This window comes from Xanthomonas arboricola pv. juglandis (assembly GCF_905367715.1).
GTDB classification, from domain to species: Bacteria; Pseudomonadota; Gammaproteobacteria; order Xanthomonadales; family Xanthomonadaceae; genus Xanthomonas; species Xanthomonas arboricola.
The window spans coordinates 2,777,983-2,795,799 of sequence record NZ_HG999362.1; the positions used below are offsets into that span (position 1 = coordinate 2,777,983).

General features: G+C 67.9%; 12 protein-coding genes and 1 tRNA gene. 8 read left to right on the forward strand and 5 right to left on the reverse strand.

All coding sequences use genetic code 11. The features are described 5' to 3' along the window. Positions 1-21 precede the first annotated feature (21 nt). Positions 22-1,089, forward strand: coding sequence for a tRNA epoxyqueuosine(34) reductase QueG (gene queG / locus KHN93_RS12135; protein WP_102254311.1), 1,068 nt, complete (start codon positions 22-24; stop codon positions 1,087-1,089). Positions 1,090-1,143: 54 nt separating this feature from the next. Beyond that, positions 1,144-2,484, forward strand: coding sequence for an exodeoxyribonuclease VII large subunit (gene xseA, locus KHN93_RS12140; protein WP_039521945.1), 1,341 nt, complete (start codon positions 1,144-1,146; stop codon positions 2,482-2,484). A gap of 234 nt (positions 2,485-2,718) precedes the next feature. Here xseA and KHN93_RS12145 read toward each other — a convergent pair whose 3' ends face one another. Beyond that, positions 2,719-3,966 (reverse strand): virulence factor, encoded by a 1,248-nt coding sequence (locus KHN93_RS12145; protein WP_167705475.1) that lies wholly within the window; start codon positions 3,964-3,966, stop codon positions 2,719-2,721. A gap of 251 nt (positions 3,967-4,217) precedes the next feature. Then, positions 4,218-6,083, reverse strand: a complete 1,866-nt coding sequence (locus tag KHN93_RS12150; RefSeq protein WP_211920205.1) for a formylglycine-generating enzyme family protein — start codon at positions 6,081-6,083, stop codon at positions 4,218-4,220. A 97-nt stretch (positions 6,084-6,180) separates the two neighbouring features. Here KHN93_RS12150 and rnd point away from each other — a divergent pair, with 97 nt between their 5' ends. The 5 genes from rnd to KHN93_RS12175 all read left to right on the forward strand — a co-directional run bounded on the left by rnd (position 6,181) and on the right by KHN93_RS12175 (position 9,952). Continuing rightward, the gene (rnd, locus tag KHN93_RS12155; RefSeq protein WP_167705476.1) at positions 6,181-7,275 is read left to right on the forward strand and encodes a ribonuclease D; all 1,095 of its coding nucleotides are present in this window, start codon (positions 6,181-6,183) and stop codon (positions 7,273-7,275) included. Between the two features lie 473 nt (positions 7,276-7,748). After that, a complete protein-coding gene (locus KHN93_RS12160) occupies positions 7,749-8,150 on the forward strand; it encodes an H-NS histone family protein (RefSeq protein WP_039516171.1) in 402 nt (133 codons plus the stop codon). 88 nt (positions 8,151-8,238) lie between these two features. Beyond that, positions 8,239-8,314, forward strand: a tRNA-Ala gene (locus KHN93_RS12165). A gap of 172 nt (positions 8,315-8,486) precedes the next feature. Continuing rightward, positions 8,487-8,663, forward strand: coding sequence for a hypothetical protein (locus KHN93_RS12170; protein WP_162839012.1), 177 nt, complete (start codon positions 8,487-8,489; stop codon positions 8,661-8,663). A gap of 203 nt (positions 8,664-8,866) precedes the next feature. Continuing rightward, entirely contained in the window at positions 8,867-9,952 is a 1,086-nt protein-coding gene (locus KHN93_RS12175) for a sensor domain-containing diguanylate cyclase (RefSeq protein WP_211920207.1), read from the forward strand. A 222-nt stretch (positions 9,953-10,174) separates the two neighbouring features. Here the strand turns inward: KHN93_RS12175 and KHN93_RS12180 are convergent, their stop codons facing one another. Beyond that, positions 10,175-10,684, reverse strand: a complete 510-nt coding sequence (locus KHN93_RS12180) for a chemotaxis protein CheW (RefSeq protein ID WP_016901606.1) — start codon at positions 10,682-10,684, stop codon at positions 10,175-10,177. 11 nt (positions 10,685-10,695) lie between these two features. Beyond that, on the reverse strand, positions 10,696-12,354 hold the full coding sequence (locus KHN93_RS12185) for a methyl-accepting chemotaxis protein (RefSeq protein ID WP_039813729.1): 1,659 nt from the start codon (positions 12,352-12,354) through the stop codon (positions 10,696-10,698). Positions 12,355-12,654: 300 nt separating this feature from the next. Between KHN93_RS12185 and KHN93_RS12190 the strand changes: the two genes are divergently transcribed. Further along, a complete protein-coding gene (locus KHN93_RS12190; RefSeq protein ID WP_104559555.1) occupies positions 12,655-13,275 on the forward strand; it encodes a DNA-3-methyladenine glycosylase in 621 nt (206 codons plus the stop codon). On the opposite strand, the gene KHN93_RS12195 is transcribed toward KHN93_RS12190, so the two are convergent. Next, positions 13,215-17,609 carry a DEAD/DEAH box helicase gene (locus KHN93_RS12195; protein WP_211920209.1) on the reverse strand — a complete coding sequence of 1,465 codons (4,395 nt, stop codon included), beginning with the start codon at positions 17,607-17,609 and terminating at the stop codon, positions 13,215-13,217. The genes KHN93_RS12190 and KHN93_RS12195 overlap by 61 nt on opposite strands. Between the last annotated feature and the right edge of the window lie 208 nt (positions 17,610-17,817).

Genomic DNA, 17,817 nt, shown 5'->3' on the forward strand with positions numbered 1-17,817 from the left:
GGGAATTCTATACTTGTCGCCATGTCTGCCGTCCTTGCCCGCCCTGACCCCACCGACGCTGCCGCGCGCATCCGTGCGCTCGCACGCGAGGCCGGCTTCCAGCGCTGCGGCATCACCGGCATCGAGCTCGGCGAAGACGAGGCGCATCTGCGCAGCTGGCTGGAAGAAGGCCTGTACGGGACCATGCACTGGATGGCCCAGCACGGCGACAAGCGTTCGCGCCCGCAGGAGCTGGTGCCGGGCACCTTGCGCGTGCTGTCAGTGGGCATGGACTACGGCCGCAAGGACGACACTGAGGCCTGGAACACCTTGCACGACGGCCGCCGCGCCTACGTGGCGCGCTACGCTCTGGGGCGTGATTACCACAAGCTGATGCGCAACCGGCTGCAGAAACTGGCCGAACGCATCCAGGGCGAAGTCGGCGCGTTCGGCTATCGGGTCTTCGTGGATTCGGCACCGGTGCTGGAGCGCGCACTGGCGCGCAATGCCGGGCTGGGCTGGATCGGCAAACACACCTGCCTGATCGATCGCAATGGCGGCTCGTGGTTCTTCCTGGGCGAGATCTACCTCGACCTGCCCTTGCCCATCGACACCCCGGCCACCGCGCATTGCGGCACCTGCACGCGCTGCATCGACGTCTGCCCGACCCAGGCCATCATCGCCCCGTACCGGCTGGATGCGCGCCGCTGCATCGCCTATCTCACCATCGAGCACGAGGGCGCGATTCCCGAGCAGATGCGCAAGCCGATCGGCAACCGCATCTTCGGTTGCGACGACTGCCAGCTGGTCTGCCCCTGGAACAAGTTCGCCCAGCGCACCGACGAAGCCGATTTCCGCGCCCGCAACGAGCTGGATGTGGCGACGCTGCCGCGGCTGTTTGCCTGGGACGAAGACGAGTTCCTGCGCCGCACCGAAGGCAGCCCGATCCGTCGCAGCGGCCATCAACGCTGGCTGCGCAACATCGCGGTCGGCCTGGGCAATGCGCCCGGCACGCCGGAGGTGTTGGCGGCGCTGGAGGCGCGCCGCCACGACGCCTCGGAGCTGGTGCGCGAACACGTGGGTTGGGCGCTGGCGCAACACGGCTTGTGAGGTCCCGCCCGATGCGCTCACGCATGCGCATCGCCGCTGCGGGATAATGCGGCGATGGCCGACCGCAACGAACAGATCCTCACCCCCAGCCAGCTCAATACGCTGGCACGCGACCTGCTGGAAGGCAGCTTTCCGCTGGTCTGGGTGGAGGCAGAGCTGAGCAGCGTCACGCGCCCGTCCTCGGGCCATCTGTACTTCACGCTCAAGGACGCGCGCGCGCAGATCCGTTGCGCGATGTTCAAGCCCAAGAGCACCTGGCTGAAGTTCCAGCCGCGCGAAGGGCTGCGCGTGCTCGCGCGCGGACGTCTCACGCTGTACGAAGCGCGCGGCGACTACCAGCTGGTACTCGACCACATGGAAGAGGCCGGCGAAGGCGCCCTGCGCCGGGCCTTCGACGAACTGCGTGCGCGCCTGGCCGCCGAGGGCCTGTTCGATGCCGAGCGCAAGCAGCCGTTGCCGGCGCATGTGCGGCGGCTGGCAGTGATCACCTCGCCCAGCGGTGCGGCGGTGCGCGACGTGCTCAGCGTCCTGGCGCGCCGCTTTCCGTTGCTGGAAGTGGACCTGCTGCCCTCGCTGGTGCAGGGCGACAGCGCCGCGGCGCAGATCACCTCGTTGCTGCAGCGCGCCGATGCCTCCGGGCGCTATGACGTCATCCTGATCACCCGCGGCGGCGGCTCGCTGGAAGACCTGTGGGCCTTCAACGACGAACGCCTGGCCCGCGCGATTGCCGCCGCGCACACGCCCGTGGTGTCGGCGGTCGGGCACGAGACCGACTTCAGCCTCAGCGATTTCGTGGCCGACGTGCGCGCGCCCACGCCCTCGGTGGCGGCAGAACTGCTGGTGCCCGATCAGCGCGAGCTGGTCGCGCGCGTGCGGCGTGCGCATGCCCGCATGGCCCAGCTGCAACAGCACGCGCTGGGCAATGCGATGCAGCGTGCCGACCGGCTCGCCCTGCGCCTGCGTGCGCACAGCCCGCAGGCGCGGCTGCAATTGCTACAGCGCCGGCAGCAGGACGCCGGCCGCCAGCTGCGCGCGCGCATGACCCAGGTGCTGGAGCGTCTGCAGGCACGCCTGCAACGGACGCAGGCGCGCCTGCACGCGCATAACCCGCAACGCGATCTGGCCACGCTGCAGCAACGACTGCGCGCACTGCATCCGCAGGCAGCGATGCAGCGGCGCCTGCAGCATGACCAACTGCGGCTGCGCAGCCTGGCACGCTCGCTGGAAGCGGTCAGCCCGCTCGCCACCGTCGCGCGTGGCTATGCCATCGTGACCCGCCCCGCCGATGGCAGCGTGGTGCGCAGCGCCGCCGAGGTCAGTGCCGGCGAGCGCCTGCGTGCGCAGTTGGCCGATGGCAGCATCGAAGTGCGGGTCGAACCAGGCAACGACGACTGACGGCGGCAACCACGCTTGCTGCCTGGTTGCCGCGGGCGATCAGCAAGCGCACACGCATCGCAGTGCCGCGATGACGATGAGTTCCAGGGCGGTCGCCCAAGCAGCGCCGTGGATTGGCACAGAGGGCGCGCCTGGGCGGCGCTATCCGCTTCGCCCCGGCGAACCAAGCCTGGATCAACCCTTCAACCCGACGCAGACAGCTCCGCGTGCAGATCAGAGGGCGTCAACGGCTCTCTAACCGTGACTGGGCGTCTGCGTCGCCTGCTGCCAGCCCTGCAGCAGCAGCCCGGCCAGCACCACCGGATCATGGTCGAAGTGATGCCCGCCCGGACGCGCCACCACCTGCACGCCACGCGCGCGCAACTCCGGGCACAGCGTGTCCTTTTCCTGATCGCCATAGATGCATTGCAGGCGATGCGCGTCCAGCGACTGGATCGCCGGTTCCACATCGCGCTCGGCATCGTTATGCCAGCCCAGCCAGCCACCGACACGCACCTTGAAATCGGCTTGGTGGGCAAGGCCGAGCAGGCTGACAAACTGCACCGATGCGCGCTGCTGCGGCGACAGCTCGGGATAGGCAAACGGCAGCACATCGGCGCCGAACGAGTAGCCCACCAGCGCGACATGGTGGATATGCCAACGCTGCTGATAGGTCGCAATCACCCGATCCAGGTCCGCCCCGACCTGCTGCGGCGTGCGGCTGGCCCAGAAGTAGCGCAGGCTGTTCCAGCCCACCACCGAAACGCCTTGCTGCTGCAATTGCGCGGCAATGCCCTTATCCAGTTCGCGCCAGCCGCCGTCGCCGGACAGCATGACCACCATGCGGTCGCTGCCCGGCGCATGCAGTTCGACCAGCGGCAGATCGCCCACGCCCTGCGCCTGAGCCGTCAGAAAATGGCCCCGGGTGGCCGCAGCGATCTGCAGGGGGCTGGCAGCGTCGACCAGGTCGTCGAGGAAGCCTTGGTTGGCATCGGGCACGTCGCGCGAGCAGGCCAGGCCGCCATCGCTGGCGTCGCCATCGGCCACAACCGCGCCGCCCAGCACGTCGGGCGCGGCCGAGGCCAGCGCCTGCCGCGCCAGCACCGCGCCATCGCCCTGCCCCACCAGGACCGGCGGCAGGAACGCGTCGACATGCTCGGCGCGCAGCAACTTCTTGCCCAATCGCTCGGCATCGTCGGCCAGGGAACTGCAGGCTGCGTGATGTGAGCGCACCCGTTCGCGATAGCTGGCGGTATCGACCACCGCGACCAGCGCGCCGTCGTTGCTCAGCATCTCCGCAAGCCGCTGGCCGTCCTGCGCATGGCCGCTGTCGGGCAACAGCACCACCATGGCCTTCGGCGTGCCTTCCGGACGCAGCACCTCCACCGAGCGGTAATGCCCGGCGGTATTTCCGTCCTGCAGATGACGCGCCACGGCGTAGCCGCTACCGCCAATCAGCAGTACCGCGATGACCCAACGAAACACCTTGATTCCCCAGCCCATCACCGCAATCCTCGCAAGCGCTGGCGCTTGGACCGCGGCCAAGCCGACCGGTTCCACCGCGATTGCGGGCAGTGTTCGCTGCGGTTAAGCCTGCGTACTCGGTCTTGCGGCGGGACCAACCGAGAAACTGCTCGGGTCATCGGGAACGACAAGCACTTCGACATGAGCATTGCATCCGGACAACATGGCGATCGGCGATCGATCACCGTGCAACCGCAAACCACGCACGCGCACTGACTTGCAGCTGCGCCCTAGATCCCGCGCGCCACCCGGAAGCCGATCCGTGCGCTGGTGCTGTCCGAATCCTGCGACTGCCGCCAGGCCGCACGCGTCTGCTGCGGCGAGTTGGCCCAGCTGCCGCCGCGGATCATGCGCTGCCGGCAGCCGGGATTGAACCAGGCGGCACCGTCGGCCGGCGCGCGACGGTAGCTGGCATGCCAGCAGTCGGCCACCCACTCGCTCAGGTTGCCGCCCATGTCGTGCAGCCCCCAGGCATTGGCGCGAAAGCTGCCGACCGGCGCCGGGCCCCAGAAACCGTCGCCGTAGCCGACAAAGCCGTTGTTCCAGTGCCGGCCGCTGCGCGAGACATCGTTGCCGCCGGTGAAGTTGCCCGCATCCAGCGGCGGCGAGCCGGCATTGCCCCAGGGATAGCGCCCGGTGGTGCCGGCACGCACCGCGTATTCGAACTCGGCCTCGCTGGGCACGTGGTAGTGGCGGCCGGTCTGTTCCGACAGCCAGCTCGCATACGCCTCGGCGTCGCGGATGCTGACGTGCATCACCGGGCTGTTGGGCGCAGCCTGCGCGCCGTTGTAGTCGGACTGCCAATCCACCCCGCTGCGGCGGATGAAGTTGCCGCTGCGCTCGTCGTACACCACCGAATGCCCGCGCCGGGTGGCACGCGGGCGCGCACCGGTCGCCTCGACGAACTGGCGGAACTCGGCAACCGTCACTTCGGTAATCGACAACGCAAACCCGCGCGCAAAACGCACGTAATGCGCCGGGCGCTCGTTGTCGGAGGCGCCGGGCTCGGCATCGCCGGCGCCCATCTGGAATGCGCCATGCGGCACCACGATCATCTGCGGACCGCGCCCGCCAACCTTGAGCCCGTCGGTGAACACCTGCCCGGGGCGAAAGCTGCCGTAATGGGTGGCCAGTTCCAGCCGCCGCCGCAGATCGCCGGCCACCGCATCGCCCGGGTCGGCGATGCGCAGCACCTCGGCCAGTGTTTCGCCAGCCGCCTTGAGGCCGCGGGGCGAGGTGAGATCGTGCAGGCCGGCGTCGTGCAGGGCGGCGATCTGGGCACGACGCATGCGCTCGATGCGCGCACGTGCATCGGCAATGGTCGGTGCGCGCTCACGCACCTGCCCGGCCATCTGCAACCAGTAGCGTGCGCCGATGAAGTCGCTCGCCTCGGCCGCCTGCTCGGCGCGTGCCAGCAGGCCGCTTTCCACTGCAGCCAGCCCCTGGCGCGTGCGCGGGTTGTCCGGATCCAGCTGCGCCGCATCGCGAAAGTTCACCAGCGCCCCGTTGCCGTCTTCGCCCAGGCGGCCGCCACGCAGATCCTCCTCGCCGGCACGGTTGAAGCTCAGCACCCGCTGTGCGGTTTCCACTGCGCGCTGCAGTGCGCGCACCTTCGGGTCCTGCGGAGCGAGCGCCAGCGCCACGATGGCCAGCTCACGCGCCTGTTCCAGCGCGCTGTCCTGACGGTCGGTCTGCGCGATCAGCGCCTGGCCGCGCTCGATCAACCGGCGCCGCGCCTGCTCCAGCCCGCGCCGGCTGGCCGCGTCCTTGCCGTCGGCGCGTTGCTGGATTGCCAGATACAGCGGAATCGCATCGTCGGCGTCGCGATAGAGCCGATCGTCCTTCAATGCCTGGTCGGCGCGCTTGCGCACCTGCGCCAGCGGCTCATCGCCCAGGTCCACTGGCGGCGGCTGCCATTGCGTCACGGTTTCGGCGGATTCTTCGCCACCGATGGACACATTCGGCTTGCTCGGCACCGCGGTGGCGGCGGCAGGTTGCGGCGCAGCGGCAGGCGCCGGCGTCGGTGTCCGCGAACAGGCGCACACGCTTAGCGCAACCAATGCCCACGCTGCGATCCGGTTACCGCACTTACCCACCACCTGCTCCTTCCAGTGCTCTGCCGCACGACAGGCGATCGCGACGTTAGGCTATTCTGCGCGTTCTGCGCAAACCCTTGCTGTCGACGGAAATCACGTGCCCCATTGGATCACCCACCCCTCCGAGCTGAGCGAACGCCTGCAGGCATCGCGTCCGTCCCGCATTGGCCTGGATACCGAATTCATTCGCGAACGCACCTACTGGCCGCAACTGGCGCTGGTGCAGATGGCCATCGGCGAGGAGATCCTGCTGATCGACCCGCTGATCCCGGGCATGAACGAGGCGCTCAGGGAATGGTTGACCGCCACCGACATCGTCAAGGTGATGCATAGCGCCAGCGAGGATCTGGTCACCTTCAAATGTGCGTGCGGGGTGTTGCCGCGGCCATTGTTCGATACCCAGATCGCCGCCGCGCTGGCAGGTGTGGGTGGTGGCATGGGCTATCAGAAACTGGTGCAGGAAGTGACCGGCACCTTGCTGACCAAGGGCGAGACACGCTCGGACTGGATGCGTCGCCCGCTGTCGCCGGCGCAGCTGGAATACGCTGCCGACGATGTGCGTTACCTGTTCGCCATCCACGACGAACTCACCCGCCGCCTGACCGAGCAGGATCGCCTGGGCTGGCTGGCCGAAGACGCCGAGCGCCTGCTCGCCACGGTGGAGCATGACGATGGCGAGCGCTGGCCGCATGTGAGCCTGCGCACCGCGCAGTTCCTCGAGCCTGCAGCGCAGCGCCGCCTGCTGCGCCTGCTGCGCTGGCGCGACCTGCAGGCGCGCCAGAGCGATCGCCCGCGCAGCTGGATCCTGGACAACGAACTGGCCAGCCAGCTGGCGCGGTTTCCGCCTGCCGATCTGGATGCCTTGCTGCGCCAGTTCGACAAGTTTCCCAAGGCGCCGCGCAAGCTCGCCGCCGCAGTGTGGGAAGCGCTCAACACGCCGCTGCCCGACGAGGACCATGCACCGCTGGCGCAGGCCGCCACCGACGGTAACAAGGCCGTGCTCAAGCGCCTGCAGGATGCGGTGGCCCAGCGTAGCCGCGAGCTGGGATTGCCCGACGGCATCCTGGCCTCGCGCCGGCATCTGGAAACCCTGATCGAACAGCGCAGCTGGCCCGCACCGCTGGGGCAATGGCGCCGCAACGCGCTGGAAGCGCAGCTGACGCCGTTGCTGGAAGACGCTGCAGCGCAGTGAGGTGATGTAGTGGTCGCTAGGCCACGCATCCCACGCGGCCGTGGTGATGCGGGCAAGGCGCAGACGGCCGTACGCCGGCTGCGTCTGCACATCGCCGGCCGTGGATCAGATCAGAAATTCGAGCAGCATCCTCTTTCATTGCCGCATCTGCCCTTGCACAGCGCGCTATCGAAACCGGCGCAGTCGATCAGGACAGGGTTGGCCATCATGCAGTCAATCTCTGGCCGGCGCCGCACGGAGATGTCATCCCGCCTGGCCTGCTGCTGTATCGTTACGGCCGGGGTCGCAGCCTGCGCAAGCATGCTCGGCGACCTCGCCAGGACACTGCGAACCCGCGACCAGACCCTGTGAATAGCCTGCTCGCGTCATGTGCAGGTGCAGGCACACGCAACGGCCGCCCCCGGGCCACATGCCATAATGACGCGTGCCCATCGGGCAACGTCTCCACCCCCTTATTCCGAGGCCATACCTCTGTGAGCAATACCACTTCCAAACTGGATTCCATCGCACAAGCCAAAGCCAAGCTGCTGGACGAGCTGCAGAAGCTGGAAGAACAGGAAAAGACCGAGCGCGCGAGTGAGGCATCCTCTGCACATGCCACCATCGTCTCGCTGCTTGAGCAGTTTGCCGGCCACTTCAACACCAAGCAGCGCAACGATATTGCCGCTTACCTGGGCACCACCGCTGCACGCAAGGAAGTGGTCAAGAGCGGCCGCAGCGAAGTCAAGCCGAAGTACGAACTGCCGCACACCGGCGAGACCTGGTCCGGCCGCGGCCGCACGCCCAAGGCCTTTGCCGCCTGGGAAGGCTCGGTGTCGTACAAGGAATGGAAGGCCAAGAACCCGGACCTCAAGTTCCCGCTGGTTCGCGAGTGATTGCCGCAGGATCGCGCCCCCGGGCGGCGATCCGGGCCGCCGGCCTGCTTGGCGAATCGCGCGACATGTGGTTAGAATCCAAGCACGTGGGGCGGTAGCTCAGCTGGGAGAGCGTCGCGTTCGCATCGCGAAGGTCGAGGGTTCGATCCCCTTCCGCTCCACCATTGCTTCAATCGTAAAGGCCTCGGAAACGTCATGTTTCCGGGGCTTTTCCGTTCTGGGCCCCTGCACCGGCAGCGTGTCGGCCTGGTGCATGCCAGGCCCCGGTACGGCCATGTCGCCAGGATCACATCGCGCGCGCTAACGTCCGTTTCATCACCATCCCGGACGCAAGCCATGAGCAACAAGCAGAGCCAGCCCGACAAGGCCGCCGACAATCAGCACGGTGTTTCGGAGAGCCAGCAGGATCGCAAACAGGATGAGGCCGCCAAGCAGCGCCCCGGGCAGAAGGACATGCAGATCCATGACGAACAAACCCGCCGCCCCAAGGGCAACGACGGCCAGGGCGAATGAGGCGCCCGGCAAGGCGGCCCTGCAGCGCGCCAGCGTAACGTCGCTGCCCCGCCCTGTCCTGCCCGATGTGGCAAGATCGGTGACGGGCGTCATCCGCTGGGGTGGATGAGGTCTGCGCCAACCAACGCGTGCGATGGTCCAAGACACGGTATCGCCATGCGCACATCCATCGCCTGACGGCGCCTTGTTCCGGTGGTCTATCCATGCAGATTCCTGACGCGTCCGCGTTGCACCTCTTCCACGCGACGCTGCTGCCGCGCAACGCCGCCGTTGCAGCGCAGCTGCCGGCGAACGAAGACGAACGTCTGGCCGCATTGCAGGACTACCAGCTGCTGGACACTGCACCGGAGCCGGTCTACGACGCCTTCACCTCGAGCGCGGCCGAGGTCTGCGGGACGCCTATGGCCCTGATTTCGTTGATCGACACGCAGCGCCAGTGGTTCAAGTCGAAACTGGGCATGGCGCCACGCGAAACCCCGCGCGAACTGTCGTTCTGTGCGCACGCGATCCTCGAACCCGATCAGGTGATGGAGGTTGGCGACACCCACCAGGATGCGCGCTTCGTGGGCAATGCGCTGGTCACCGGCGAGCCGCAGATCCGCTTCTATGCCGGCGCCCCGCTGCTGACCTCCGATGGGATCGCGCTGGGCACGCTGTGCGTGCTGGATCGCACACCCCGGCGCCTGTCGGCGGCCGAGCGCGACGCACTGCAGGCGCTGGCACGGCAGGTCGTCGACACCATCGAGCTGCGCCGTGCGGCCAAGCTGGTCGAGCTGGACGCGCTGCGCGACGAACTCACCGGTATGTGGAACCGCGCCGGTCTGGAGCATGCGCTGCAGACACACGCACAGGGCTCGCCCACTGCCGCCACGCCATCGCTCGCGCTGGCGCTGGCGCTGATCGAGCTGGATGGCTTCAAACGGCTGCGATTGCAGGCGGGCGCCGCGGCGGCGGATGCAACGCTGATCCAGGCTGCCAGGGTGATCGAAGCGCAGTTGCCGGATGCCGCCACGGTGGCACGATTGAGCCGGGATCAACTCTGTATTGCCTTGCCGGAAACAGCGGCAACCAAGGCAATGGAGCTGATCGAGGCTGTGCGCAAGGCGATCGAAGCGGCCAGCTGGCCAGCCGGCGCACTGACGATCAGCGCAGGGCTGGTCGAGGTGGCAGCGGGTGCCTCGCTCGACAGCAATGCCTTGCTGGCGCGCGCGCGGCACGCCCTGCAGGGCGCGATCGGCAATGGACGCAACCGCGTGCAGCGCTTCAATGGCTGGCATCTGCAGGACTGAGCGGCAGACCGCGCGTGGGCTCGGCGAGGTAGGCCAGCAGGGCGCTGATCGACACGACTGCGCAACCTTGAATCGCTAGGTCGATGCCTGTGTACGGCTGCAGTCTTTCCACTTACGACCGCAGTGCACACACACCCGCCAGCGCGCCTGTCTTGCGTGGCTAACGCGTGTAGCGATCAGCTGCCAGGCGGCAGCCGTATCGCCAGCTGCGCTTGGCCAGACTCAGGCTGCCAGCGCATCGGTGTTGCCGGCGATTTCGTCCACCTGCAGCACCTGCTCCATCTCCAGCAGCACCACGAAGCGCTCGCCCACCTTGCCCATGCCGCGCAGCAGGTCGCGGCGGATATGCGTGCCGAACGACGGCGCCGCTTCGATGTCCTGATCGGCCAGTTCGATCACCGCGTTGACCGCATCGACCAGCACCCCGATCACCTGCGGTCCCTGCGCCTGCTCGGTGGCCAGGATCACGATGCAGCTGCGCTTGCCGATCGCGCTGTCGGCACGCCCCAGCCGCGATTGCAGATCCACCACCGGCACCACCGCACCGCGCAGGTTGATCACCCCGCGCACACAGGCCGGCATCGACGGCACCGGCGTGGGTGCGCGGTACTGGATGATTTCGCGAATGCCAAGAATGCTGATGGCGAAGGTTTCGCCATCCAGCTGGAAGGTCAGGTACTGGGCCGCCGCATCGGCGTCGCCAGGCATCACATCGGGGGTCTGTGCAGTCATCGATCGATCTCTCAGAAGCGGGCGAACTGGCCTTCGTCCGGGCCCTCGGACATCGCATAGGCCGGTGCCGCGGCACTGCGCCAGCCGCGCGCACCGGGCGCACGTGCCGGGCGTGCGGCCGCCACCTTGCCGCGCTTGGGCGGCGTGCTCGCCGGCCCCTGCCCGCCCAGGCGGAAGAACGCCATGCTCTGCTGCAACTGCTCGGCCTGTGCGCTCATTTCCTCGGCAGTGGCGGCCAGTTCTTCCGACGCACTGGCGTTCTGCTGGGTGGTCTGGCTCAGCTGCACCACCGCCGAATTGATCTGGCTGACGCCGGAGGATTGCTCTTCGGAGGCCGCGGAAATCTCCTGCACCAGGTCCGAGGTGCGCTTGATGCTGGGCACGATGGTGTCGAGCAGACGGCCGGCGCGATCGGCCAGTTCGACGCTGGAACTGGCCACCTCGCCGATCTCCTGCGCGGCCACCTGGCTGCGTTCGGCCAGCTTGCGCACCTCGGCGGCCACCACGGCAAAGCCCTTGCCGTGTTCGCCGGCGCGCGCCGCTTCGATCGCGGCATTGAGCGCGAGCAGATTGGTCTGATACGCGATGTCGTCGATGATGCCGATCTTCTGCGCGATCTGCTTCATCGCCTGGGTGGTGGCGACCACCGCTTCGCCGCCTTCGATGGTCTCCTTCGCGGCCTGCGTGGCCATGCCATCGGTGATGCGGGCGTTTTCGGTGTTCTGGCTGATCGATGCGGTCATCTGCTCCAGCGAGGCACTGGTCTCTTCCACACCGGCGGCCTGTTCGCTGGCGGCCTGCGACAACGACTGCGCGGTGGCGCTGACTTCCTCCGACGCGCTGGCCAGGGTTTCGGCACTGGTGTTGACCTCGCCGACCACCTGCGACAGCTTCTGCACCATCGTGCGCATCGCTTCAAGCAGCTGCGCGGTTTCGTCGCGGCCATGCACGTCGATGCGCATGGTCAGATCGCCTTCGGACAGCCCGTTGGCCACCGTCACCGCGCGGCGGATCGGGCCGGTGACGCTGCGGCTGATCACCACGCCGAGAACCGCGCCGAGCAGCACGCCGCCGCAGATGATGGCCATCAGCAGCTTGGAGCTGCGCGCATGGATGCTGCCGGCTTCCGCATTGGCCGAGGCAGCGCTGCGCTCGCGCAGCCCGCTCAGATCGGTCATCAAGGTATCAACTTCATCCGAGCTGGCACGCACCGCACGCGAGAGTTCGGCAAGTTCCGGGTTGGCGTCGCGCAAGGCCTCGCGGTTGGCGGCGTCGATGAAGCGGCCGCGCTCTTCCAGGTATTTCTGCCAGGCGCGGTCGAACTGCGCCAGCTTGTTCCTGCCTTCCTCGGTCTGGAAGCTGGAACGCGCGCGCGTCATGTAATCGACCACCTTGGCGGTGTACTTGTCGATGTTCTGCACGTGCGACTGGCGCTCTTCGGCGCTGCTGGCCAGCAACAGGTTGGCGCGTGCGCGGCCGGCGTAGATCAGGTTGATATTGGCCTCCTTGACGTTCGACAAGCCAAGCAGCTCGCGCTCGTAAAGCGAGGTCGACAGGTCGCTGATCCGACCGGAGTTGGAATAACCCACCCACCCGATGCATGCGCCGATCGCCGAGACGATCAGGAACGCCACGATCAGCCTGGTTCCGATTCTGAAGTTGCCTAACATTGGGGAGTTCTCTTGAAGGTGGTGCATGCGCGACCTGCGTTGCAGGGTCGCCCGGTGGCCTGGCGCGGGTGCCGCTCACTGTGTGCAGCTTGTCTAACCAATCGCTAATGGCTATCGGCGAGGCCAAAACGCGCTTGAGACGCAAACGGCACTTAACCGCGTATTCACACCATCGGATATGCGCTTTTGTGACCGGTCACGCGCTCGTACGGTCCGCGTTCGGAAAATTCCTACCCCTGGTTCCTGCCGTGTCCGGAACAGTCCGCTGGGACATCACGACTGCGCGGTTAGGCTTGGCGCATGTCATTGCAAGCACTTCCACGCAGCTTCTATGCGCACGATGCCCGCCAGGTCGCGCCGCGCTTGCTCAACAAGGTATTGGTCAGCGCGGACGGACGCCGCGGCCGCATCACCGAGGTCGAGGCGTATTGCGGCAGCGAAGATCCGGCCGCGCATTCGTTTCGCGGCATGACCCCGCGCACGCAGGTGATGTTCGGCGCACCGGGGCATCTGTATGTGTATTTCATCTACGGTATGCACTGGGCGATCAACGCGGTGTGCGGTGGCGCGCCCGGGCATGCGGTGCTGATCCGCGCGCTCGAACCGCTGGCCGGAATCGCCACCATGCAGGCCGCGCGCAACGCCGCCCCGCTCAAGACCTTGACCACCGGTCCCGGTCGCCTGGCCCAGGCGTTTGGGGTGAGCGCGACGGACAACGGGCTGGACCTGACCGACGCAGGCGCACGTCTGTGGATCGAGGACGATGGCCTGCCGCCGCCCTCTGCAGCACTGGCGACGCCGCGCATCGGCATCCGCAAGGCGATGGATGCGCCGTGGCGCTGGGTGGTCCCAAACAATCCCTATCTGTCGCGTCCGCTGCCGCGTGCGACCGGCGCACGCGCGGTGCTGCCGGGCGACTGAGCCAGCCATTGCTCCATCGGCGTCTGCTCGGCGGCACCCGGTCCACGCTGCAGCAGGCGCAGGGCCTGCTCGGCCTGTTCGTCGCTTAGGTCCTGCAGCGGCTGGAAGCGATCTGCCGCCCACACCGCCATCGGCAGGCCATCGAGATACGCCACACGGTTGCCCGGCACGCGCGCCACGCGCTCGCCCGGCAGGACGCTGCCCAACAGATTGCTCGGGTCGCTCGCACTGACGCACACCCACTGCTGCGGCAAGGCTTGCGCACGCACGCGGCGCAGCGCCGCGATCGCATCCGGCAACGCAAACTGCTCGCCGGACAGCCCGGCGATGAAACGCCCGCCACGGATTTCGCCACGCGCTTCCAGCCGTTGATACATGCGCAGCAACTCGCGCCACGGCGGCAACCACGCCGCCTCGCGCTCCAGCAGCCGCCAGCAGACCACGCCGTAGCGCCGCAACAAGGTATGCGCCACATGTTCGAGCATGTCCTGGTGGCGCTCGCCGGCTTCGGCCAGCGGCAGCTCCGGCAACGCGCGTACCGGCGCCCAGCGGCCGGCATCGCGGATGCCCAGCGCGCTGGCGCGGCGCCGGTGGCGCGACAGCGCCGAGGGCCGCTTGGAGGCCGGCACCAGCAGCGCGCGCAGCCCGGCATAGCTGTCGCAATGCGCACGCCCGCGCATCACCAGTTCGCTCAGGGCATCTTCCAGCTCGGTGCTCATCAGGCGGGCCGCATCGGCAATCTCGTCGAAGAACAAGGCGCCCTGCTGCTGCAGCACCTCCGCCACCCGTTGCGCGCGCGAGCCCAGCGGCGCGTCGTCGGCATCGCGTGCCAGGCCGCTCCAACGTTGCGCCTCGCGACGCGGCAGCAACACGATCGGCGTGCTGCGCAGCGCGGCACCGCTGCGGCCACCACCGGGCCGCAGCCGCGCCCACACGGTGCGCCCGGCGGTGCACAGCTCGTCCAGCCAGGCCGGTTGATAGTCGCGCACGCGTGCCGGCAGCAGCTCGCTCTCCCACAGCACCGCAGGCGCCTCGAAGCCTTCCAGCTGCCCGACCACGCCAGCCAATGCGTCCGGCCCCGCCACCCGGCTGGCACTGTCGAGGTGCTGCCACTCGAACAGGAACCGCGCGTAATCGCGTTGCGCCACCGGCTCGATCTCGCGACGCAACCGTCCCAGGGTATAGCGATGGATGCGCGCCAGCAGATGACGTTCGCACCATTCTTCCGCCTGCGCCTGCGCGCTGAAGTGGCCGGCCATGACATAGCCCTCGCGCTGCAGGGCGGCCAGGGCAATCACGATCTCGGACTCGGGCAAACGCAATGCGCCGGCCAGGGCCGACACCTGCGCCGGGCCGACCGCAGACAGGCGGCCGCGCAGCAGCTCGCGCACCGCCCAGTCGTGCTGCCAGTCGGCAACGCGACAATCTGCCGGCGCCTGTAGCGGCGGTAGCGCAACGGCGTGCGCATACAGCGGCGCAAACCAGTCGATGCGCTCGGCACTGATCCACAGCGCGGGCACACCGTCGAACGCAAGACAGCTGGCACGCCCATCGCCTGCAAGTGCAGCCAGCCAGGCCTGCCAGTGCGCATCGCACGCTTCATCGACCGGAAGCACGCCCAGCCCGACCAATGCTTCGTGCATTTCTTCGGCATCGCGCGGTTGCGGCCAGGCCTGTTCGCGCACCGAGGCAATCGCCTCGGGATCGAGCTGCCCGAGGTCGTCGCTGCTCTGCGGGGTATAGCGACGGCTTTGCACGGCCTGGGTGCGGCGTTCTTCCAGCGGTGCATCATCCAGGAATGCGTACGGCCGCGCATTCAAGGCTTCAGCCGCCAGCGGCGACGGTGCCGCCAGATCGCGCGCCACCAACGCGATCGCCCCCGACTCCAGCCCGCGCAGCACCTGCAACCAGCCCTCGCTGTCCATGGACTGATGCAGGCAGTCTTCCAGTGTCTGCGCCACCAACGGATGATCCGGCACCTCGCGCTCGCCGACCAGATTCTCCGCGCAGGCGACCTGATCGGGGAACACCGTCGCCAGCAGATCTTCCGACTTCATCCGTTGCAGTTGCGGCGCGACCTTGTTGCCACCGGCAAAGCGCGGCAGCGCCATCGCATTGGTCGCATTCCAGCGCCAGCGCACGCCGAACAGCGGCGCATCCAGCAAGGCCTGGATCAACACATGCTCGGCCGATGACGAATGCAGGTAGCGCGCCACCTCCTCCAGGGCAAAACTATGGCTGGTGGACAGCGACAACACGATCGCATCCTCGGTCGCGGCGGCCTGTAGTTCGAAGTTGAAAGTGCGGCAGAAGCGCTTGCGCAACGCCAGCCCCCAGGCACGATTGATGCGGCTGCCGTACGGCGAGTGGATCACCAGCTGGGTGCCGCCGCTGGCATCGAAGAAGCGCTCCATCACCAGGCACTGCTGGGTGGGCATCGCGCCCAGCGCGGTGCAGGCATGGGCGAGATAGTCGACCAGCTGACGTGCCGCTTCCACCGAGAGATCCAGTGCGGTGTGCAGCCAGTCGCAGGCCGCCTGATGTGGCGGGCTATCCAGCCGCAGCGCAATCTCACCGCGCAGACGCGACACCGCCGCCGACAATTCGTCGCTGCGGCCGGGCGCCTCGCCCAGCCAGAACGGAATATTCGGTGGCGCGCCCTTGGCGTCTTCCACCCGGACGCGCCCGGCATCCACGCGCAGGATGCGGTAGCTGGCATTGCCGAGCTGGAACACGTCGCCGGTAAGACTTTCGACCGCGAAATCCTCGTTCACCGTGCCGATCTTTTCGGCCTGCGGCTCCAGCACCACACTGTAGTCGCCGGTTTCTGGGATCGTGCCGCCGGAGGTCAGCGCAGTCATGCGTGCGCCGCGGCGCGCATGCAGGCGCCGATGTACCGCATCGCGATGCAGGTAGCCTGCACGCGGCCCGAGCCGTGTACTGAAGCCGTCGCACAACATGCGCACCACGTCATCGAAGCTCGCGCGGCTCAGCTGCGCGAACGGCCAGGCGCGGCGCACCAAGGCGAACAGCGCATCTTCGTCCCAGTCCTCGCACGCGGCCTCGGCCACGATCTGTTGTGCAAGCACATCGATCGGCGCCAGCGGAATGCGCAAGGCGTCCAGCTCACCGCGGCGCACGCTGTCCAGCAACGCGGCGCATTCGACCAACTCGTCGCGGGTCTGCGGAAACAGGCGCGCCTTCGGCGTGCCGCCAACCGCATGCCCGGAGCGTCCGGCACGCTGCAGGAAGGTGGCGATCGAGCGCGGCGAACCGAGCTGGCAGACCAGGTCCACATCGCCGATATCCAAGCCGAGTTCCAGCGATGCGGTGGCCACCAGCACGGTAAGGTCGCCGGCCTTGAGTCGCTGCTCTGCCAGCAGACGCGTTTCGCGCGACAGGCTGCCGTGGTGCGCGGCGACGCGCTGCTTGCCGAGCAGATCGCCAAGATGGCGCGCAGCGCGCTCGGCCATGCGCCGCGTGTTCACGAACACCAGCGTGGTGCGATGCTGCTGCGCGAGCGTGGCGACATCGGCATACACCTGCAGCCACTGATCGTTGGACATCACCACGCTCAGCGGCGTCGGCGGCAGGGCCAGGGCCAGATCGCGCCTGCGGGTGTAGCCGATATCGACGATCTCGCACTGCGGCGGCTGGCCGGCATCGCCCGCCCCGACCAGGAACTGCGCCACGGTCTCGATTGGCTTCTGCGTGGCCGACAGCCCGACGCGGGTGATCGGGCGCTCGGCCAGCCGCTGCAATCGCTCCAGGGTCAGCGCCAGATGACTGCCGCGCTTGTCCGCCGCCACCGCATGGATCTCATCGACGATGACGGTGCGCACATGCCGCAACGCAGTGCGCCCGGAGGCCGAGCCCAACAGCACATACAGCGACTCCGGCGTGGTGACCAGGATATGCGGCGGCGTGCGGCGCGCCTGTGCGCGCTCGCGTTGCGGGGTGTCGCCGGTACGCACCGCTGTGCGCACCGCCACGTCCGGCAAGCCGCTCGCGACCAGCGCCGTGCGGATGCCCTGTAACGGCGCATCCAGATTGAGGTGGATGTCGTTGGACAACGCCTTCAGCGGTGAGACGTAGACCACCCGGGTTTCGTCCGGCAGCGCGCCGCCATTGGCCAGGCCGTCGCGGATCAAGGAATCGATGGCCGCGAAGAACGCGGTCAGCGTCTTGCCCGAGCCGGTCGACGCGGCCACCAGCGTGTGGCGTCCGGCCTGGATCGCCGGCCACGCGGCAATCTGCGCCGGCGTGGGCGCAGCGAAGGTCTGCGCGAACCACGCAGCCACGACAGGATGGAACTGCTGCAGGACAGGATGCATAGGCGATGCCGCAGGCCGCGATGCCAGGCCAGGAGCGGCGTGTGGATTCAACGGGGCGAAGTCCAATGGATGGGGTTGCGCTGCGCCCGACACAAGCCGACCACGGGAATGGCGGTGAATGGTTAAAGCGGCTGTCGACCTGACTGCGCAGCGGCCAAGCCCGGTGCGTCCGCTGCACCGATTCGACCTGCTGCAGCCTTCCCGTCAA